Below are 21,629 nucleotides of genomic sequence, written 5' to 3'. Positions count from 1 at the left end.
TTCTAAGATTATTTCTCAACTGTTATAACTAAATCTGGGCACATTCTTCCACAAGATGCACAACCTATACATTCACTCATCTTCTCATCTGTAACTGTTGCTGGATGATATCCTTTTTCGTTCAATCCCTTAGCAAAGGTTATTATTTTCTTTGGACAGGCTATTATACATTGTCCACAACCCTTACATCTTTCTTCTCTAAAGGTAACTTTAGCCATATATTACACATCCTCCCTATAAAACGATTACAGAACCACTATATCATATTTAAGTGGGTCTTTATTTTATTATTTATAAAATTTTTCCAGAGGATTTCTCCTACTTAGAAAATTATTATCTCCATGGTGGTCTCATAAAAATATCTATTCCAAATACTTCTTCTCCATGAACCTTACCTTTTACTTCATCAACTAACTCTTTTTTACATACCGTATATTTATAAGGTATGTTAAATTTTTTAGATAATCCCTGAACCTCAACATCACCTTTTAATACGTGATCTAAAGTTGTTTCATAAGATAAATTTGTATTTGATATAAATCCATTAACTTTAAGTCTTGATGAATGCTCAATAGAATGAATATACTCCTCTATACCTAATTTATCTGCAGTAAATGGTCTTGTGGTGTTAACTACAAAGTACATGTCATATGGTTCTTCATTAAAATACTTATTATATTGTCCTAAAACCACTGCTCCCATATCATCTCCACCTATATCAATAACAACCTCTTGAGATTGATCATTGAAAATTGAGACAACTTCTGGTGGAACAACCATAAGTTCTGCATTAGACCAATGAGGATTAGCAGCTATTACTTTCACACCATGATCTTCTATCTCATCTTTTAATCCTCTAACACAGAAATAAGGATTAACTATATCTATATCTACTAATGTTACTTTTTTTCCTTGCTCTGCAAGTTTTAGAGCATAATTTATAGCTATTTCAGTTTTTCCACTTCCAAAGTGTCCTGCAAAAATCCTTATTCTACTCATAAATTACTCCTTCCAACAAATGTAATTTTTTTAGTATTTACAGTTTAATTATATATCATACTCACTGCTTTTTGAAAGGTAAAATATCATATTTTTTTAATTATTTAATTAACTTTTTTAACGCTTCTATATTAAAATTTTAATAAACTGTGAAAACGTTTTTTATTTCACAATCTATTGCGACAAATTCTCTTAAATCTTCTGAAATATCTATGTTTTTTTATATAAGAAAAACCGTATTTAAGATTTTTTTATTTCTTAAATACGGTTAATAATTTTAATTATTTATATTCTCTTGCAGTCTCTTCTCCATTAAGAACTCTTAAAGCACCTTCTGCTAATGCAAGAAGTTCATCTTCTCCTGGATATACAACAACATCGCTGATAAATTTAACTCTTTCAGTTATGTAATTTACCATAGCTTTAGAATATGCAATTCCACCAGTTAGGATTATAGCATCAACCTTTCCTGCAAGTACTGCTGCTGCTTTACCAATCTCTTTTGCAGTTTGATATCCCATTGCTTCAAATATTAATTTACACTCTTTATCTCCTTCAAGTGCCTTATCTCCAACTTCCTTAGCATTATTAGTGTTTAAGTATGCTACAAAGCCACCTTTTCCATTTATCAATTTCTTAATTTGATCATGAGTGTACTTTCCACTAAAACAAAGTTTAACTAAATCTCCTGCTGGTATTCCACCTGATCTTTCTGGTGAAAAAGGACCATCTCCATCTAGAGCATTATTTACATCAACAATCTTTCCATTTTCATGAGCTCCAACTGAAACTCCCCCACCCATATGTGCTACTATAACATTTATATCTTCATATTTTTTTCCATTTTCCTTAGCATATCTTTTAGCAACAGCTTTTTGATTCAATGCATGAAATATGCTTTTCCTTTCAATCTCAGGCATACCTGATATTCTTGCAACATCAGTCATTTCATCAACAACTACTGGATCTACTATAAATGCTGGTATATTAAGTTCCTTTCCTATTTCATTAGCTATTATTCCACCTAAGTTAGATGCATGTTGTCCTTGAACACCAACTTTTAAATCTTCTAACATTGTTTCATTAACAGCATATGTTCCACCTTCAATAGGTTTTAAAAGACCACCTCTACCAACTATTGCATTTAATTCCTTTATATCAAAATTCTTTTCTTTTAAAACATTTAATATAACTTCTTTTCTAAAAGAAAACTGATCGAAGATACTTTCATATTTTTCAATTTCCTCAGATGAATGTCTTAAAGTTTCAACTAATACAGGATTTTCATCTTCATAAACACCTATTTTTGTAGATGTTGAACCTGGGTTTATTATTAACAGTTTAAAGCTCATTTTTTAATCCCCCTATTTTATATATTATTTGCAGTTAGCTACTAATGCAGCTAAAGCTATTGAATTAACTTTTGTTTGGAAACTATCTGCTCTAGATGTTACTATAACTGGAGCTTTAGTTCCAACTAACAATCCACCATTATTTGAATTAGTAGTATACGTTAATGTTTTGTACATAACGTTTGCAGCATCTATATTTGGAAGCAACATTATGTCAGCTTTACCTGCAACTGGTCCAGATATTTTTTTATGAGCTGCAGCTTCCTCTGATAATGCATTATCTAATGCTAAAGGTCCATCAACTATACATCCTTTTATTTGTCCTCTTTCATTCATTTTTGAAAGCATAGCTGCATCTAATGTTGACGGCATATCCGGATTTACAACTTCAACTGCACATATAGGTGCTACCTTAGGACAATCTATTCCAACAGCTTTTGCAACAGAAACTGAATTATTCAATATCTCAATTTTTGCTTTTAAATCTGGATACATATTAAAAGCAGCATCTGTCATAAATATTAATCTATCTATTCCTGGAATTTCAAATACACCAACATGAGACATTAGTTTTCCAGCTCTTAATCCAACCTCTTTGTTTAAAACAGCTCTTAAAAAATTAGCTGTATCAACTAAGCCCTTCATTACCATGTCTGCTTTTCCTTGTGATACAAGTTCTACAGCTTTTAATGCAGCTTTACGTGCATCAGCTTCATGAATTATCTCATAGCCTGATAAGTCCATATCTATTTTAGCTGCTATTTCTTTTATCTCTTTTTCATCCCCAACAAGAATAGCATCAGCAATCCCATTCTTTTTACACTCCATTATTGCATGTAATACAGGCTCATCTTGAGCAACTGCTACAGCTACCTTTTTCATTTCAAATGATTTAACCTTTTTTAATACTTCTTCAAAATTTTTAACCATTAATTTGCACCTCGTCTTCATAGATTTTTGCATTTTCTTTTCCATTAACACATCTTAAGGCTCCTTGTGCTAAAGCTAGCATTTCATCTTCTCCTGGTACTAATTGGATTGGTGCTATAAAACCAATCCTTTCACTTACCCAAGAAGTGAGCCTTTTATTGTAAGCTAATCCCCCAGTTAAGATTATTGCATCTATTTCTCCATTCAGAACTGTTGCCATAGCCCCAATTTCTTTTGATATTTGATAGGCCATTGATTTTAATATTAACTCAGCCTTTATATCACCATTATTTATCATTTCATCTACTTTTCTGCCATCATTTGTACCTAAATAGCCAACTAGCCCTGCTTGTCCTAGTATAAGTTTCTTCATTTCTATTTGGTTATATCTATTACTAAAACACATATTAACTAAATCTCCAGCTGGTAATCCACCAGCTCTTTCTGGTGAAAATGGGCCATCTTCATTTGCATCATTAGTATCTATGATTCTTCCATTTTTAACAGGTGAAATTGATATTCCTCCTCCAAGATGGGCAACCACATATGATGAGTTGTAAAAGTCTTTGTTTAATTCTACACAAATTCTTCTTGTAACAGCTTTTATATTCAAAGCATGTACTAAGGATCTTCTAGGTATTTGAGGAAGTCCTGATATTCTAGCAACATCTTCTAATTCATCTACAGCAACCGGATCTACTATAAATGCTGGTATATTTAATTTTCCAGCAATTTCTTTAGATATAATTCCGCCTAAATTAGATGCATGCTGTCCTTGGTATCCTATCTTTAAATCTTCTATCATCTTATCCGTAACTTTATATGTTCCTCCTGGCATAGGTCTTAAAAGCCCACCTCTCCCAACTATAGCTGAAAGATCTTCTTTTCTTATGTTTTGAGTTTCCAACCACTCTAAAACGACCCTAGCTCTCATGTCCTTTTGTTCATATATAGTCTCGTAATTTTTGATTTCATCTGGACTATGAGATAGATTTTCCACAGCAATGCACTCTTCATTTTTGAAAAGGGCTATTTTTGTAGATGTTGATCCTGGATTAATAGCTAAAATATAATAACTTTTCATTTACTAAAGCTCCTCCAAAATTAATTAGATAATATAATTAGCTTCCCAGAAACTCTGAAAAGCTAACTTGATATAAGGTTCCTATTACATTTTAACAAAAATTTCAATGGAAACGGTTATTTTCAGAAAATTCATTATTTTTTTCTAAATTCTTGCATTATTTTTTCTGCAACTTTAATACCATCAACTGCTGCTGATATTATTCCTCCTGCAAAACCTGCTCCCTCACCAGCTGGATATAACCCTTTTAAACTAATACTTTGGAGCATATCATCTCTTTCAATTCGCACTGGTGCAGATGTTCTTGTTTCTATTCCTGTCATTACGCCATCCATAAATCCTTTTATTTTTCTATCAAAATCTACGAATCCTTCCTTTAATGTTTCTGAAACATATGAAGGAAGACATTGCCTCATATCTTTAAATTCATACCCTGGCCTATATGTTGGTTCTATATTTTTAATAGATTTAGTTATATTGTCATTAAGAAAATCTCTTATTAACTGTACTGGTGCTTTATAGTTTCCACCACCTAATTTATAAGCTAGAGATTCATAATGTCTTTGAAACTCCATACCACTTAAAGGATGATTTCCATCAAAATCATCTGGTCCTACTGTAACTACTACAGCTGAGTTTGAATTTTTTAGATTTCTATTATAATAACTCATTCCATTTGTAACTAATCTTTTTTCTTCTGATGCAGCTGCTACAACTTCCCCACCTGGGCACATACAAAAGCTATATACTGATCTACCTAAATTTTTAGATGTATATGATAATCTGTAATCTGATGCTCTAAGTCTTGGATGCTTAGAAAATTTTCCATATTGATTTTCATCCATCATTTCCTGAAGATGCTCTACTCTAACACCTATAGCAAATGGCTTTGATATCATCTGAACTTTATTTTCATATAACATTTCATAAGTATCTCTTGAACTATGACCTATTGCTAATACAAGAGCCTCACAAGGAATTTCATCATCATTTACTATTATGGATTTTATACTTCCATCTTTATCTTTTATATCATTAAGAGTAGAAGTAAATCTAACCTCTCCTCCTAATGATATTATTTCTTCTCTTATATTTTTTACAACATCTTTTAATATATCAGTTCCTATATGTGGTTTTCCTTTATATATTATTTCTTTTGGTGCTCCCGCATTTACTAATTCTTTTAATACAAAATCACATCTTTTATCTTTTATTCTCGTCGTAAGTTTTCCATCTGAAAAAGTTCCTGCTCCACCTTCTCCAAATTGAACATTAGAGTTTAAATCTAATATTCCTGTTTTCCAAAAATTTTCAACTGATTTTGTTCTTTCTTCAACATTTTGGCCTCTTTCTATAACTATAGGTTTATACCCATTTCTAGCTAATGTTAAAGCCGCAAACATCCCTGCTGGACCAAATCCTACCACTAATGGTCTATGATTTGGTACTCTACTACCAAACTTAAATTCATCCATGTCAGCATGTTCTTCTAGCCTTACATCTTTATCATTTAACTTGTTTACTATATATTTTTCTCTATTGCAATATACTTCTACACAATAGTTAAACTTTATTGAGTTTTTCTTTCTTGCATCTATAGACTCTTTTAATATCTTAATATCTATTATTTCATCATTAGACACTTTAAGTTTTTTGCATACTTTATCACGTAAATATTCCGTGTTTTCTTCTATATTTTCTTCTATACTTAATGTAATATTGTTTACTCTTATGGACATTAACATTCCTCCATGTTATTTTTTAGTAATTTTCACTTTTATTTTTTCTGGTGTAAATTTCACTAGGCTCGCGCCCTCCTTAACAGTAACTTTTGGTGATACTTCATGATCACCTTCTTCAAGATTTGTTAAATCTATTTCAGATACTATATCCTCTTCTTTTATTGACTTTAAAACTTCACTTTTTCCTTTTAAGGTTACCGTCAAAGTATCAACTTCTAATGTTGCATTAAATCCCTCTTTTAATCCTTTTACTTGTATTTTGCTTTGTACATCTTGTTGTTGTAATTCTTCTGTTGCAGCCTTATCCGTTGTAACCTTAATGCTTACAGTATCGGAACCATTTAATACCCTAATGTTATCTGGTATTTTAAGTTTTGCAACGAAGTCTTTGTTAGTAGTTATTTTTGATAAATCTATTGGTTCTGTGTCAATTGATGATATATTTTTTAAAACTGAATCATCACCTGTTATTTCTATTTTGCTAGGATTCGCTTCAATAGATTTTAATACTAATGAAATTCCAACTTCACCAGTTGTTTTAACATTAACATCAACTATTTTACTTTTTCTGATTGGTATAACAACATTTATACTTGATGGTTTTATATTAACATCTTTAACAGTTCTTCCAGCTTGATCTACAGCTATAAGAGGAAGTGTTAACTCTGTATCCTTTGCTACATCCTTAGCCTCACCTCTTGCTACAACTTCATTTACCATATTAACTAGCTGAGCTGGGCCAGAAACTATTGCATTAGCCTGATCAGTAACAGCTGGTGATACATAGTATCCCTGTTTCGTTCTAGTATCTACATCAATGTTAATAGGTACACTTTTCTCTATTAAATCATCTAAAATTATATTTACTTTTAACATTTCAGGTGTTCTTAATACATTTACATTGTTTGGAGATTGTATTACTTCAACCGGAAGATTATTATCTCCTTTTTTCAATGCATAAGTACTTAAATCAATAACTAATTTAAATTGATCAGATTTTGCCCTGTATACATCTGATGCTGACCCTTCAATAGACAATGTTACTTTAAAAGTTTGCCCTGGAGTCATTGATAATTTATATTGAGACAATACATCTGCATTTAATATTTCAATTGGTACATCAGTAACCTTAGTTGTAACTGTAGGATTTTCAACATTTGAAATATATAACCACAATCCAAAGGAGCATATAAGACATGCTATTTTTATTAAGATGTCTTTTTTCTGTTTTTTGTTATCCATTTCTTTATTCTCTCCTTTGCTGTAATCTTTTTACTATCCTTTTGACTTTTAATAAGTTTCAAAAGTTCAAGTTTTAATTCTTCTTTTGTAAAATTTCTTCTTAATTTACCATTTACAGCTAATGAAACAGTACCTGTTTCTTCTGAAACAACTATTATTAATGCATCTGACACTTCTGAAAGTCCCATTGCAGCTCTATGCCTAGTTCCAAGTTTTTTATTTATACTAGTATTTGAAGTCAATGGCAAAACACATCCTGATGCAATAATTCTATCATTTCTAATTATTGTTGCTCCATCATGAAGAGGTGTATTTACAACAAATATGTTACCAAGCAATGCTGAACTTACTACTGCATCTAATTTAGTACCATTTGATATTACCTCACCTAATCCCGTGTTTTGTTCTATTGCTAATAATACCCCTGTTTTAGTTTCTGCTAAATCTTCTATGGCTATGACAATTTCGCTTACAACATCCTCTATTGCATTATCATCAGCTAAAATATGCTTATCTAAAAAAGCAGATCTTCCTAAGTGTTCTAGTGCTCTTCTTATCTCTGGTTGGAAAATTATAATTATAGATAATACTCCTATTGTTATTGTTTTATTTAAAATTGCATACACCATTCGTAATTCTAATAAATAACTAATCGGAATAAGTGCAATTATAAATAAAATTCCCTTTAATAGTTGTTCAGCTCTAGTTTCCTTTATAAGAACATATCCCTTATAAAATATGTAAGCAACAACTAAAATATCTAAGACCGATAGTAAAGAAATATTCTTAACACTATTTGCAACGATTTCCCAAATCTCCATTTTAGTCACCTCTCAACCCTCTATATATCTATTATTAATTATACACCAGTTAATAATAGTTTAGTATAAGTTTAAATCCTTTAAATTTAAAATTTATTTAAAACCTAGTCATTTTCTGCATTGTCCTAAAATATATTTTAAGTATATAAGGTTAGTTCTCTAAAGAGACATACCTTTAAAATAAATCAAATATTTTGATTAGGCGGTGATACTTTGAAAAAACTATGTTTGAATTTATTTTTAAGCTTTGTAATTTGTTTATGTTCTGTTTCTGTGCATACTATGTTAATTCCAGATAAGCATTACGATTCATTGAATAAAAATTCTTCTTTAATTGAAGTAGCTAAAAATATAAATTCAACAAACAAAAAAATACTTACATTAACTGATATTTCATTATCTAATGAAACTCTTAAGTCTACTCTTCCAAATACAGTGGAAGAGCTTCAATCCATTAAAGATTCATTAGATAGCTCTGATGAAATTATCTCTAACAAAACAAATTTACTTGATGGTATTAGTAACAATATTCTTTTTTACAACCAACTTTTAGCTATACTAAATAATCCTAAGGGTACAGATGTCTCAAATAGTTTAGAGTCATTAATGTCCTATGGTGAAACAACTTCTAATTGCTATAAAACTCTGTCTCCTATAAATATATCATTCGCAGATAATGGTAAAATATTTATGAAAAATTTTGAAACTGGTATATATCGAGAGATTTCTACACTTCAAGCTAAGAGTAGCAACATAAAAAATAATAAAGAGTTCCTAAACATATTTGAAAATACTACTTCAAATTTCTTTAAAACCAATAAAAATTATATTGCCTTAATTGAAAAATGCAGAACTAATCATTTAGAGTTTAAAGAAGTTCTAAACGATTTAGACAAGACTTCTAAAGTTGTAGATTCCTTAGGTATGGAGTTATATAGTATTACTGCACCTAGTGATGGTTCTGATGTTTTTTCATCATTTAGCAAACTAGTAGATTCTTATAGTTTATACTTAAAATCTACTAGACAGGCTCTTTATTCTGAAATGTTTGCACCAAAGTCCCTAGCTTCTAATGATATAGATGAATTATATTCTACAGCTAAAGATGAGTATGAAAAACTGGAATCATCTATAAAAACTTTCTCTGAGTTGTTTAATAACTACAAAGATACCATAGGTAATTAGATTATTTTATGATATTATGCATTAATTCGTTTATTATGGGAACAATAACTTCATGAAAATTTTACATAAGGAGGCCTTTTATGCGTAAATACTCCATAATTGTTCCCATTCTTATATTTATGTTTTTTAACATTATGACTGATACAGCATTAGGAATGGAGAACTATTCAATAGGATCTATGATTCTTTTAGAACCTGAAGGAGAATATATTAAAGATGACGGTGAAAACTTATATAAAGAGGATAGTGACGTTGTTCAGGTTTTTAGCACTGGAAATAATTCAATTCCATTAACTAAAAATGACATATATTTAATGGCTCAAATAGTTCATGCTGAAAGTAAAGGTGAGCCCTACACCGGAAAAGTTGCTGTTGCTTCTGTGATTTTAAACAGAGTTACAGATCCTGCCTTTCCAAAATCTATTGAGGGTGTTATAAAACAAAGGAATGCATTTTCATGCGTTATTAATGGCAATATTACTGCTACTCCAGATTCAGATTCTGAAAAAGCTGTTATGGATGCATTATCTGGTTCAGACCCAACTAACAGGGCTGTATTCTTTTATAACCCTGAAATAGCCACATCTTCATGGATGAAAGATATAGGAAAAACTAATGTTACTACTATTGGAAATCATGTGTTTTTCCAAGTAAAAAAATAAGGAGTGGATTAATCCACTCCTTATTTTTTTATGCTATCTAAATACGATGCACAACTTAAAGATGCTATATTACCTTCACCAGCAGCTTTTATATATTGATATGGCTTACCAATACAATCTCCTGCTGCAAAACATCCAGGTAAATTAGTTTTCATCAATCTATCTACTTTTATATGGTCATCTTCAATTTGTAGTCCTGGAACCAACTGTGCTGGAGATATGCTATCCTTTAAAACAAAAACCCCATCCGTAGTAATCTCCTTTGTTGTCAGAATTAGTTTTGTAACCAATTCATCTCCAACTATCTCTACTGGTTTTCCTTTTATTATTTCAATGTTTTCATTTAATTCATATTCTCCATTGTACATTGGCACATAATATATTTTAGAAGCTACCTCTGAAAGAAAATTTGTTTCTTCCTCTGATTCTTTGTTGTATCCTATGACTGTTACTATTTTATCATGGTATAATGGTGCATCACATGTAGCACAATAGCCTACTCCCCTGCCTAAAAATTCTTCTTCACCCTTTATAGGCTTGGTATACTCTATTCCAGTAGCTAAAATGATAGATTTAGCTTCATACATTTTTTCATTAACCATTAAAACATAATAGTCTCCCATGGCATATATACTATTTATTCTTTCGTGTGTTATTTCTATACCCATGGAATCTATATGGTTTTGAAAACTTTCTTTCAATCCAAGTCCATCTATATTATAAAGTCCTAAATAGTTATTTACCTTAGGAGCTTTAACAACCTTGCTACTTAAATCTTTGTTTCCAAAAATAATAAAATCTTTCTTTCTTATTTTCGCATTTAATGCTGCTGAAAGCCCTGCTGGGCCACTGCCTACTATTGCTATATCATATCTTTTATTCACCATGAACGCTCCTCTTTAATCAAGGTTTTTACTATTATTAAATGTGTTTCTTTATAAACTGTTCTATTTCAGCTTTAGGTCTAAATCCAACTATTTTATCAACTACCTCTCCATTTTTAAATAATAGTAAAGTTGGTATACTTGCTATTCTAAATTGTTGAGATACAGCTGGATTATGATCTACATTTACTTTTCCAAATTTAACGTCTTTTAACTCTTTTGATAATTCATCAAGAACTGGAGATAGCATTTTACATGGTCCACACCAAGTAGCCCAAAAATCCACTAGTGTTACTCCATCTGATATTTCTTGATTTAGAGATGAATCATTTATTTCCTTCATTCTTATTACCTCCAAATACCCCTTATGGGTATATATTTTATTATAATTTTAGTATATTATCTTGTTTTAGTCAACTATTATAATTCTTATCTTATGGCTATCATCTGTAACAACATCTAAATGAATATTCGTTCTATTATTTGTTGCTTACATATATTTATTCAAATGTTCCTTTAACTAATACTTTATTTTCTCTCATGCATTCAATTCCTTTACAAATTACGCTTTCAATTAGTAAATCTTCCTTATTAACTATTACTAAATCGGCACATTTTCCATTTGCTATTCTACCCTTATCATTTAATTTTAAGCAATCTGCCACATTACATGTTATTGTCCTTATTGCCACTTCTAAATTTACCCCATGATTAAGTACACTATCTCTTACTTCTCTATATAATGATGATACTGAGCCTATACCTAATCCAATAAATTCTCTATTTTTATTAAATCTTGGCAAACTTCCCTGTCCATCTGAAGAAAATGTGATTTTTTCAATGTTAACCCCATTATCTAGTAATATTTTCAACCCATTACTTGCCCTTACTTCATTTTCATCTAAATAATCTGGATCAGAACTTGTAGTTAAATCCACAAATCCTCCACCTTTTCCATACTCTATTGCATCATTAAATAAATTAAAACTTCTATTACAATGTGTTGGAACAATTTGAGTTGACGGTATTTCAGTTGTTTCTAACAGTTTATTTAAGTACTCAAATTTTCTTTTACCATCACCTAAATGCACATGAACTATACCAGCCTTACCACTTAAAAGACCAGCTACTCTTGCTTCTGCTGCAACTCTTGATATATCATCAAACTTAGGTTGGGATGACCTATGATCAGATAATGCAACTTCTCCCACTCCTATAATCTTAGGTATTAACATTATATCCTCTTTTATTGAATTTGTTATTGTTTTTACAGGAATTTCATAAGAACCCGTATAAAGATATGAACTCATGCCTTCCTCTTCTAATGCATATGCTTTTGCAAGCAGTGCCTTCATATCTCTACATACCCCATCAGTCCCTAGACATCCAACCACTGTAGTTATTCCTGATTTTATAAATTCACTTATACCTATTTCTGGAGTTCTAGTTTTAAAACCACCTTCACCACCACCGCCAATAAGATGTACATGTGCATCTATAAATCCTGGCATAATAATTTTATCTGTTCCATCAATTTCTCTTACTGGCACAAAATTTTTAGGAATATCTATATCATCATATATTCCTTCAATCTTATCTGAAACTATAACAATATTTTTCTTACCTAAATATTCTGGAGAGTATATTTCTATATTTTTAATAACTGTTACCATACCTCATAACCTCCCTAATTATAATAAATATCTAATTTATTATGTTCTTTATAACCGAATTATTATACATCGAATCTGGAAAATTATTTTCTAACTCTTCAGCATACTTCTTTGCCATGTTCTTGTCTATCTTCTCATAATTAACTACTAATCTATACAATACCTCTCCTTTATACTCACCCTTAGTATACTTATTTATATAATTCTTATAAAATTTAAGAGATTCCTCTATATTTCCAATTTTCTCATTACAATTTCCTCTAAAATATATTATATGTTCCATTAAATAACTGTTATCAGCATATTTTTCTGCAATACTAAGTAATTCATCTCCCTCAACAAAATTTTCGTCTTTTATCTTTTCAGTTGCCTCCTTATAGCACAAATCCACTCCATACTCTTTCATAAAATCAATAGCTGAATTATATGCTACCTTCTCATTAACTGAAAGTTTGTTTACATCATATTCATTGATAATATTATTTATAAATTTATAATCTCTATCTTCTATCTTTTTAATTACTTCTTCTCTACTAAATGATTTTTTATCACTTTCTTTTTCTGATGCAGGTTTATTGTTTGATTCACTAACTTCTTCCTGTTTAGGTATTTTATCTTCTTGAATAATAACTTCTTCATTAATACTTTCTTTTCTTGAAAGTAAATCTTTATTTTTTATTAAAGGTATAGTTTTTACCATCCCTATAACTAAAGCTAAAGTCAATACAGATATAAGTGATACCTTTAATGCAGTTTTACTACTTCCATTTTTTATTACGCCTAATTTCACCAAACTTTTCTTTAAATATATAGCTTCTTTATTATTTTTATCTATACTTAAAACTTTTTCTATGGCTAGCTTTGCTTTATCATATTCAGCTAATTTTATTGCACAATTAGCATATAAATTATTTACATCTAACGTATTAAAATCACTTTCTAAGCATAGTTTCAAATCATCAACAGCTAATCTTACCTTGTTTTCATTAGACAACTTTAATGCCTTTAAATATAATTTTTCTTTTTCATCATCTCTACTTATGCTTGCCAAATATTTTTGAGATATAGAGTCATTATTTACCTCTGCATTTAATTTCCAAACCTGTTTTGCTTCATTTAAATTTCCTTTTATATATAAAATTAATCCTTTGAGGTTTATTATTGCACTATTATTTATGTTATCTGAAATTTCGTCATCACAAATTTTTAACGCTTTATGTATTTGCCCTTTTTCATAAAAATCTAAAGCCTTTTTATATGCCTTTTTACTATTTTTTTTCATCCCCAAATTTCCTCCTTGAAAATTCATCCTTATCTCATTTCTAATATTTAAGTAGGATTGCTACATTTACCACTTTCAAAATAAGTTTTTCGAAATTTTATACCAATTACTAATTGATTTTAAATAAACCCATCTTATATAATCAATAATCGATTCCTATTCACTTTACTTTTAGATTATATTATTAATTACAATATAAAATCTAAAATTTATATAAACTTCTTTAAATACCATTAAAATTTAATCAATTGATTATTAGATTCATTAGATAAGTTTCAAAACAATTTCAGTAAATTTTATTACCATAATAATAACATATATTTCTACTTTTCTTTACCTAAATTCATATATATTTCCAAAATAAAAAAGACAAGCTATTACACTTGCCTTTTAAATAAATACTAGTTTTGTTCTATTATTAATTGTTTAGCTTTTAAAATAGAAGATGCACTCATTGAGAATTCATCTAATCCCATTTCAGTTAATGTTGGTATAGCAGTTTCATCTCCTGCCATTTCTCCACACATTCCTACCCACTTACCTTCTTTATGTGCTCCATCAATTGTCATCTTTATTAATCTTAATACTGCTGGATGCATTGGGTTATATAAGTAAGATACTTTTTCACTCATTCTATCTGCAGCTAATGTATATTGTATTAAGTCGTTTGTTCCTATTGAGAAGAAATCAACATGCTTCGCTAATTCGTCTGCACAAACTGCTGCTGCTGGAATTTCAACCATTATACCCCATTGGATATTTTCAGAGTATACTTTTCCTTCTTTCTTTAATTCAGCTTTACATTCTTCAGCTACTTCCCTAGCTTCTTCAAATTCTTGTAATCCTGAAATCATAGGGAACATTACTGCTAAGTTTCCATATATTGAAGCTCTTAACAAAGCTCTTAGTTGAACCTTAAATATTTCTTTTCTATCTAAACATAATCTTATAGCTCTGTATCCTAAGAATGGATTCATTTCTTCTGGTAAAGGTAAATATGGAAGTGTTTTATCTCCTCCAATATCTAGAGTTCTTATAACAACTTGCTTACCTTCCATTTTCTCTAAAACATATTTATATGACTCAAACTGTTCATCTTCAGTTGGTGCACTATCTCTATCCATGTATAAGAATTCTGTTCTAAATAAACCTATTCCATCTCCACCATTATCTAAAACCTTATGAACATCTTCTGGCTTACCTATGTTTCCACATACTTCTATTCTCTTACCTGATTTAGTAGTAGTCTTAACTTCTATAAGTTTTTTTAGTTCTTCTTGTTCTTTTAAGAAGCTTTCTCTTTTAGCTTTATATTCATTTAAAGTAACTTCATCTGGATTTACTATAACAGTACCTTCTATACCATCAACTATAACTAAATCTCCATTATTTACTGAAGTAGTTATACTATTTAATCCAACTACTGCTGGTATTTCAAGTGTTCTAGCCATTATAGCACTGTGTGAAGTTCTTCCGCCTATGTTAGTTAAGAACGCAACAACTTTATTTTTATCAAGTTGTGCTGTATCCGATGGAGTTAAGTCATTAGCTACAACTATTGTATTTTCATTTTCAACTTCTACTCCTACCATTTTGCCTGCAACATTAAGCATTATTCTATTAGAAACGTCCTTAATATCAGCAGCTCTTTCTCTCATATATTCATCTTCCATACTTTCAAATATCATTAAGAAAGTTTTAGAAACTGAGTCTACGGCTTTTAATGCATTTATCTTACTATTTTCTATTTCCATTTCCATAGCTCCAGTAAATTCTGGATCATCTAATAACATTATATGACTATCAAATACAGCAGCCTTTTCTGGTCCCATATCCTTCAAAGCCTTTTCCTTTATTTTAGAAAGTTGAGCTTTAGCTAATTCTAATGCCTCTTTAAGCTTTCCTTTCTCACACTCTATATCTTCAACCAATGTCTCGTTAATTACTAATTCTTCATCCTCTTTTATTATAACATTACCTATTGCATAGCCTTTTGATGCTGCAATTCCTTTTTTCATACTTATTCCTCCTACTATCATAAAAACATTTAAACACTAGAAATACTACATAGCAAAAATCGTACCATATTTAAATTCTAGTTAGTTATTTGTCTTCTTTAATTTTTTATAAATCATGTTAACCCTTAATATTACAAGTTTTTCACATTTATTAATTTAATAATATGATTTTTAATAATATTATTAAAATTCCCCTTAAAAATTACTTCTTATCATTTATATAGTTATATTTCTATAATTCTGATAAAAAATATCAACTTTATATTATATTATATGTTGGATTTTAATATTTAGTAAAATGTTATAAAAAGACTTCATTTTTCTGAAAACATTTACCTACCTATATTATATAACTTTTTTTGATTTTTTATAGATATTTTTGATTAAAGTTGTATAATATAGGTATATATGTGGTTGATAAAAAATATCAACTCATGGAAATTAGTTGATATTTTTTATCAAATTAAGGATGGATATCTATGATACAAAAAAATGTTTTAATAAAATCACCTTATGGTATTCACACTAGAATATCTGCAACCCTTGTGAATAAAGCCTCTGAAATAAAAAGTAAGTACAATGTAGATTTACTTATAAAAAGGCAAACTGATAGTAGTTTTATTGCCATAAGCATGTTAGCACTTATATCTTTGAAAATTCAACAATTTGAGACTATTACTGTCTCAACAAATGACAATAATATTAATTCTTTGAAGGCAATTGATGAATTTTGTACTTTTATAGAAAAAGATTTGTCTACATCTACCAACAAAGAAGCTAAACTTGATGAAATACTAGAAGAAAATACAATTGCAAATGAACAAATTTTAGACAATTTACCTGTTGGTATAATAGTTATAGATGTAAATTGCTCTGTAATAAAAATAAACAAATATGCATTACAAATAGTCAATATGTCCCATAAATTTGCCATTGGCAAATACGTAAAAGATGTTATTCCTTCATCAGAACTTCATAACGTAATAATTAATGGCAAAAAACAATTAGGTAAAATTCAACATATAAATAATAGAATTCTTATGGTCAACAGAAGTCCCCTTTATAACGATAGTGAAGTCATAGGAGCCGTTGGTGTATTCCAAGATGTTTCTGAGTTAGTTGGAATGAAGGAACTAAATGCAAATTTCAAGAAAATATTAGAAACTTCTCATGATTTAATCTGTTTTGTAGATGATGATAGACATATATCCTATATTAATCCCTCATACGAGAAATTTTTTCATATAAATGCCGATGATATACAAGGTAAGGATTTAATTAATGTAGCTCCTGATGGATTAAGAATGAAGGTTTTTAATACTCGAAAAAAATTAGAAAATGTCATTTGGCAAAAAGATGGTGTTGAAATAATTTCAACTTTAGATCCTATTTTTATAGATAATGAATTTAAAGGCGTCATTTCAACTTCAAAAGTTATAAGTGAAATGAAAGATATAATGAGTCAGCTAGCACAATCAAAACAAGAACTTTCCTATTATAAAAAAGAACTTATGAAACATACAAAAGGAAATCCAAACTTTAAGGATATTATCGGTAAAGACACAACCTTAAAAAGCGTACTTAATATCTGTGAAAAAGCTTCAAAAAGTACTTCTACAGTTCTTATACGAGGAGAAAGTGGTACTGGTAAAGAACTAATAGCTAAAGCTATTCATTATAATAGTGACAGAAAAGATAAACCTTTTGTAAGAGTAAATTGTGCTGCTATACCTGAAAACTTAATAGAAAGTGAACTTTTTGGATATGAAAAAGGTGCATTTACAGGTGCAATAAAAAATAAACCTGGTAAATTTAGTATAGCTAATGGTGGCACAATATTTTTAGATGAAATTGGAGATATGCCTACTTCTATGCAAGTAAAACTCTTAAGAGTTATTCAAGAAAAAGAGATTGAAAGTCTTGGTGGATTATCTCCTCAAAAAGTAGATGTGAGAATAATAGCTGCAACTCATAGGCATTTAGAAGAAATGATAGAAAAAAGTACCTTTAGAGAAGACTTATATTATAGATTAAATGTTTTATCTATTAATTTGCCTCCTCTTCGTGAAAGAAGAGAAGATATAAATACTTTAGTTGATCATTTTATTGATAAGTTTAATAAGGAACTCAATAAAAATATAATAGGAATAGATAAGGAATCTTTAAATTTACTTGAAGCTTATGATTGGCCTGGTAATATAAGAGAGCTACAAAACATAGTAGAAAGAGCTATAAATTTATGCGATGAAGACATAATATCAAGTATAGATATTCCTCTTTATATTCAGGGTTTTAAATCATCAGCTAAAGATCCTCTCGATTTTAATGATGATAATATTCTTACCTTTCAAGAATATGAGAAAAAAATAATAGAACTCGCTATGAAAAAATATAAAACTTTTAATAAAGCCGGTAAAGCTCTAGGATTAACTCATAGAACTGTATCTTTAAAATGTAAAAAATACGGAATAAATAATTTTTAACTTTAAAATAATAATTAATATGTAAAAGTTATTTTTGAGTGATAAGCTACAATATAAATGTTAATCGTTAATTTAAATTTGCTACTTGTCACTTATAGAGTTTTCAATTTTAAAAAGGAGTGTGTTAAAAATGGTTAAACTTAATAATGATTGGGATAATTTATTACAACAAGAATTTGAGAAATCATATTACTTAAACTTAAGAGAATTTCTTATAAACGAATATAATTCTAATATTATATATCCAGATAAACATAATATATTTAATGCTTTGAAATTAACACCTTATAATAAAGTTAAAGTTGTTATATTAGGTCAAGATCCTTATCATGGACCTAACCAAGCTCATGGACTTTCTTTTTCAGTTAAAGCTGGAGTTGCTACTCCACCTTCTCTTTTAAATATGTATAAAGAATTACGAGATAACTTGGGTTGTTTTATACCTAACAATGGATATCTTGTACCTTGGGCGGAACAAGGGGTTCTACTTTTAAATACAGTTTTAACTGTTCGTGCTGGAAATGCTAATTCTCATAAAAATAAAGGCTGGGAATTTTTTACTGATAAAGTTATTTCATTATTAAACGAAAGAACAGAACCTGTAATATTTTTATTGTGGGGTAATAATGCAAAAGAAAAGAAAAAGCTTATAACAAATAGACATCACTACATTTTAGAAACAGTTCATCCAAGTCCACTTTCTGCTTCAAGAGGTTTCTTTGGATGTAAGCACTTTTCAAAATGTAATGAAATATTAAAATCTATGGAATCTACCCCAATAAATTGGCAAATACCAAATTTATAAATTGAACTTTATAAAAAAAGGCTTCGCCCTTTTTAAATTGAAAATTGAGAATTAACAATTGACGATTATTGTTGGAAGTCACAGACTTCCTAAATATAAAGTTGGAGGTTGAGAGTGGAAAGTTGAAAGTTCAGGTTGAAAATCACAGATTTTCTTTAATTATATTCTTAAAATTTTAAAATCTTCCTAAGAATATTTACCCTTCAATCGTCAATTGTCAATTCATTTCAATCTTCCTAAAAAGATTTCATCCTTCATTGTCAATCATCAATTCTTAATTTAAAATTCCTCTTATCTATTATTTCATCATCCTTTTGCTTTATACTTTCAATATTCAATTCTTAACTTAAAAATCTATACTCACTAAAATTACATATTTATTCTGATATCAACTCTTTAAATCTAGAATCATTTCTTATTTTATCAAATTCCGATTCTTTCTTTAACAGTTCTTTGATATTTGGCTTTAACTCTAGTGCTTTTTTTAGCCATTTAACTGAATTTTCGGCATCACCTAATTTTGCATATATTGCACCTTTTCCATAATAACTCCAGTGATAGCTTTCTATCTCTAGTGCATTATCATACCACTTTAAAGCATTCTCATAGTCACATAAAATGGCATAAGCCAGTGCTTTATTAAATCTACCATATCCATAGTCAGGTTTTATAGATAATGCTTTGTCTATGTCCATAAATGCATTTGTTTTAAAATCTAAATTTATAGGTGTTTTATATGCATATGCTATTCCTCTAAGACTGTATGCTCTATAACTATCTGGATATTTTTTAATTATTTCTGTTGTCATTTTTATAACTTCATCATACTTTTCATCTTTGTTACTAAATAGCATATCTTCTGCTGCCTGGCAACGTACCTTCATGTTATCTTCTTGCTGTTTTAGTTGTGTATCATTATTTTTTTCTTCTTGAGCCTTTTTTTCATTTTCCTCTATTTCCTCTATTCTTTTATTATCTAATTCTGCAATACTATTTTTATTAGACATAAAGTTATAAATTATAACACCCACTGCCACCAAAGATAAAATCAAAAATATAATTATCTTTTTTTTAAGTTTCTTATCCATTAACCCTCCTAATTAAAAATAATTTTTTCTACATCACTTAAGAACATTGTTAAAGCTAATAAATCAGCGCTTCCACCTGGGCTGATTCTATGTACTGATAGTTCTTTATCCAATTCATCTATGGATAGTCTTCCACTAGTTGAATTCATTCCTCCAATGTTTAATATGTTTTTACAGCATTGTTTAATATAGTATAGCATATCTATATCTTTCCTATGAAGAACCGTTGTATCATCATTTACAGCCATAATAGATATTAGTGTTTGTACTAATCTATCATTTATATTTAAATTACTGCTTTCTTTAAAGGTTTTAAGTGCAACATTAAAAATTATTGGTAATCCCTCTTCAACTTCTCCTCTTATTCCCTTTAGATTATATTTAATAAAAAGTTTTTCTCCATAAGTTAGCTTTTTTTTCTCATCCAATTTATCAAAATCTTTTTTACTTAAATCCTTAGTAAGATTCTTTATTTCATCTCTTATGTTTATAAACTTTCCATGCTTCTTTATATTTATAATAATAGCACTTATTGTCACTATCATAATAAATATCATTCCTTTGTGTGTGTTTACACCATTTGTTCTTTCTAACATATCTGTTTCCGCTTCTATTCCAATATCCCTAAGCTTATTAAAGATTACATCATAATCACAATTCTCTAAAGAAACTATGCAAGTTTTTAAAAAATACTTATTTAAACTCATAGTACTATCTATAAAAGTATAGAAATTCATATCTGTATGACATCCATTAGAAACTGGTGATACAAGCCCTGGAGTTGGATAACTAGATACTTCATATAAAATCGCTTTTTGTGCTAATTCTACTATTCTAAATATTAATTCTTCGCTTACTATTTTATCTTCTATTTTTAACAAATTTTTCATTTACCTCTTCCATATATTTTATTATTTTTTCTATGTCATGAGTTCTATTTCGAACACATTCTTGGGCAATATTATCGCATAAATAGCATTTCCTTGGACTTGCACCAAACCCTGTTCTACTTAAACTTTTCCTTGTAAAACCGTCATAAACATCAATATCCACAAATCTTCCTATGGGATGAGAATCCTCTACTTTCATACATAATTGTTTTATAACTTTACTGTTTCTGTTTACAATAAATATCCCTACTGGACCTTCTGCCGTAATTCTAAAGAACGTTAACCTTATATAATATTTAAATATATCTAGTATTATTTTTTCTATTGCAAAATATATATTCCTACTTAAAGCAGTATTTTTTTTCAGACCTGGATAATTAACCCTTACTGAAATCAAAGTATTATTTTTATATCTATCCATAACCTCTTCTTGAAAACACACTCTTTCTTCTCTTGCATTTAAAATGTCCATTGCTGTTTCATTCATAG

At 29.2% G+C, this 21,629-nt stretch carries 20 protein-coding genes; 4 read left to right on the top strand and 16 right to left on the bottom strand.

Features of this window, described 5'->3' with window-relative positions:
* Nucleotides 1–8 precede the first annotated feature (8 nt).
* The 8 genes from BM119_RS11495 to cdaA form a co-directional block, all read right to left on the bottom strand.
* Complete coding sequence (locus BM119_RS11495) at nt 9–218, bottom strand: 4Fe-4S dicluster domain-containing protein (protein WP_090041604.1); 210 nt, start codon at nt 216–218, stop codon at nt 9–11.
* Nucleotides 219–333: 115 nt separating this feature from the next.
* Nucleotides 334–999, bottom strand: coding sequence for a nucleotide-binding protein (locus BM119_RS11490; protein ID WP_090041602.1), 666 nt, complete (start codon nt 997–999; stop codon nt 334–336).
* A 281-nt stretch (nt 1,000–1,280) separates the two neighbouring features.
* Complete coding sequence (gene buk / locus BM119_RS11485; RefSeq protein WP_090041601.1) at nt 1,281–2,351, bottom strand: butyrate kinase; 1,071 nt, start codon at nt 2,349–2,351, stop codon at nt 1,281–1,283.
* A gap of 24 nt (nt 2,352–2,375) precedes the next feature.
* On the bottom strand, nt 2,376–3,281 hold the full coding sequence (gene ptb, locus BM119_RS11480) for a phosphate butyryltransferase (RefSeq protein WP_242948418.1): 906 nt from the start codon (nt 3,279–3,281) through the stop codon (nt 2,376–2,378).
* Nucleotides 3,274–4,365, bottom strand: a complete 1,092-nt coding sequence (gene buk, locus BM119_RS11475) for a butyrate kinase (RefSeq protein ID WP_090041599.1) — start codon at nt 4,363–4,365, stop codon at nt 3,274–3,276. Before buk (BM119_RS11475) ends, ptb begins: the two co-directional genes overlap by 8 nt.
* A gap of 134 nt (nt 4,366–4,499) precedes the next feature.
* Nucleotides 4,500–6,104, bottom strand: coding sequence for an NAD(P)/FAD-dependent oxidoreductase (locus BM119_RS11470; RefSeq protein WP_090041597.1), 1,605 nt, complete (start codon nt 6,102–6,104; stop codon nt 4,500–4,502).
* A gap of 15 nt (nt 6,105–6,119) precedes the next feature.
* Nucleotides 6,120–7,349: a CdaR family protein gene (locus BM119_RS11465; RefSeq protein WP_090041595.1), complete on the bottom strand. Its 1,230-nt coding sequence runs from the start codon at nt 7,347–7,349 to the stop codon at nt 6,120–6,122.
* Entirely contained in the window at nt 7,316–8,170 is an 855-nt protein-coding gene (gene cdaA, locus BM119_RS11460) for a diadenylate cyclase CdaA (protein ID WP_090041594.1), read from the bottom strand. The genes BM119_RS11465 and cdaA overlap by 34 nt, the downstream gene beginning before the upstream one ends.
* Nucleotides 8,171–8,383: 213 nt before the next feature.
* Between cdaA and BM119_RS11455 the strand changes: the two genes are divergently transcribed.
* Both BM119_RS11455 and BM119_RS11450 read left to right on the top strand, forming a co-directional pair.
* A complete protein-coding gene (locus BM119_RS11455) occupies nt 8,384–9,355 on the top strand; it encodes a hypothetical protein (RefSeq protein WP_090041592.1) in 972 nt (323 codons plus the stop codon).
* A 179-nt stretch (nt 9,356–9,534) separates the two neighbouring features.
* Complete coding sequence (locus BM119_RS11450) at nt 9,535–10,017, top strand: cell wall hydrolase (RefSeq protein WP_242948419.1); 483 nt, start codon at nt 9,535–9,537, stop codon at nt 10,015–10,017.
* A gap of 20 nt (nt 10,018–10,037) precedes the next feature.
* On the opposite strand, the gene BM119_RS11445 is transcribed toward BM119_RS11450, so the two are convergent.
* The 5 genes from BM119_RS11445 to ptsP form a co-directional block, all read right to left on the bottom strand.
* On the bottom strand, nt 10,038–10,901 hold the full coding sequence (locus BM119_RS11445; RefSeq protein WP_090041640.1) for an NAD(P)/FAD-dependent oxidoreductase: 864 nt from the start codon (nt 10,899–10,901) through the stop codon (nt 10,038–10,040).
* Between the two features lie 37 nt (nt 10,902–10,938).
* Nucleotides 10,939–11,244, bottom strand: a complete 306-nt coding sequence (trxA, locus tag BM119_RS11440; RefSeq protein ID WP_090041588.1) for a thioredoxin — start codon at nt 11,242–11,244, stop codon at nt 10,939–10,941.
* 157 nt (nt 11,245–11,401) lie between these two features.
* On the bottom strand, nt 11,402–12,574 hold the full coding sequence (iadA, locus tag BM119_RS11435; RefSeq protein ID WP_090041586.1) for a beta-aspartyl-peptidase: 1,173 nt from the start codon (nt 12,572–12,574) through the stop codon (nt 11,402–11,404).
* Between the two features lie 31 nt (nt 12,575–12,605).
* Nucleotides 12,606–13,856: a tetratricopeptide repeat protein gene (locus BM119_RS11430; protein WP_090041584.1), complete on the bottom strand. Its 1,251-nt coding sequence runs from the start codon at nt 13,854–13,856 to the stop codon at nt 12,606–12,608.
* Nucleotides 13,857–14,257: 401 nt separating this feature from the next.
* Nucleotides 14,258–15,874, bottom strand: coding sequence for a phosphoenolpyruvate--protein phosphotransferase (gene ptsP, locus BM119_RS11425; protein WP_090041582.1), 1,617 nt, complete (start codon nt 15,872–15,874; stop codon nt 14,258–14,260).
* Between the two features lie 479 nt (nt 15,875–16,353).
* On the opposite strand from ptsP, the gene BM119_RS11420 reads away from it, so the two are divergent.
* Both BM119_RS11420 and BM119_RS11415 read left to right on the top strand, forming a co-directional pair.
* Nucleotides 16,354–18,357, top strand: coding sequence for a sigma 54-interacting transcriptional regulator (locus tag BM119_RS11420; protein ID WP_090041581.1), 2,004 nt, complete (start codon nt 16,354–16,356; stop codon nt 18,355–18,357).
* 130 nt (nt 18,358–18,487) lie between these two features.
* Entirely contained in the window at nt 18,488–19,162 is a 675-nt protein-coding gene (locus BM119_RS11415; protein WP_090041579.1) for a uracil-DNA glycosylase, read from the top strand.
* Between the two features lie 377 nt (nt 19,163–19,539).
* Here the strand turns inward: BM119_RS11415 and BM119_RS11410 are convergent, their stop codons facing one another.
* Genes BM119_RS11410 through citX form a run of 3 tightly spaced genes read right to left on the bottom strand, consistent with a single transcriptional unit; the run spans nt 19,540 to nt 21,627 of the window.
* Nucleotides 19,540–20,250: a tetratricopeptide repeat protein gene (locus BM119_RS11410; RefSeq protein ID WP_090041577.1), complete on the bottom strand. Its 711-nt coding sequence runs from the start codon at nt 20,248–20,250 to the stop codon at nt 19,540–19,542.
* A gap of 8 nt (nt 20,251–20,258) precedes the next feature.
* Nucleotides 20,259–21,140, bottom strand: coding sequence for a triphosphoribosyl-dephospho-CoA synthase CitG (gene citG / locus BM119_RS11405; protein WP_090041575.1), 882 nt, complete (start codon nt 21,138–21,140; stop codon nt 20,259–20,261).
* Nucleotides 21,112–21,627 carry a citrate lyase holo-[acyl-carrier protein] synthase gene (citX, locus tag BM119_RS11400; RefSeq protein WP_090041573.1) on the bottom strand — a complete coding sequence of 172 codons (516 nt, stop codon included), beginning with the start codon at nt 21,625–21,627 and terminating at the stop codon, nt 21,112–21,114. The genes citG and citX overlap by 29 nt, the downstream gene beginning before the upstream one ends.
* Between the last annotated feature and the right edge of the window lie 2 nt (nt 21,628–21,629).

Origin of the sequence: Clostridium frigidicarnis, from assembly GCF_900111985.1 — a bacterium.
Taxonomy (GTDB): domain Bacteria; phylum Bacillota; class Clostridia; order Clostridiales; family Clostridiaceae; genus Clostridium_Z; species Clostridium_Z frigidicarnis.
Note: the sequence above shows the minus strand (reverse complement) of the source record. Positions and strands in the feature narration are given on the sequence as shown.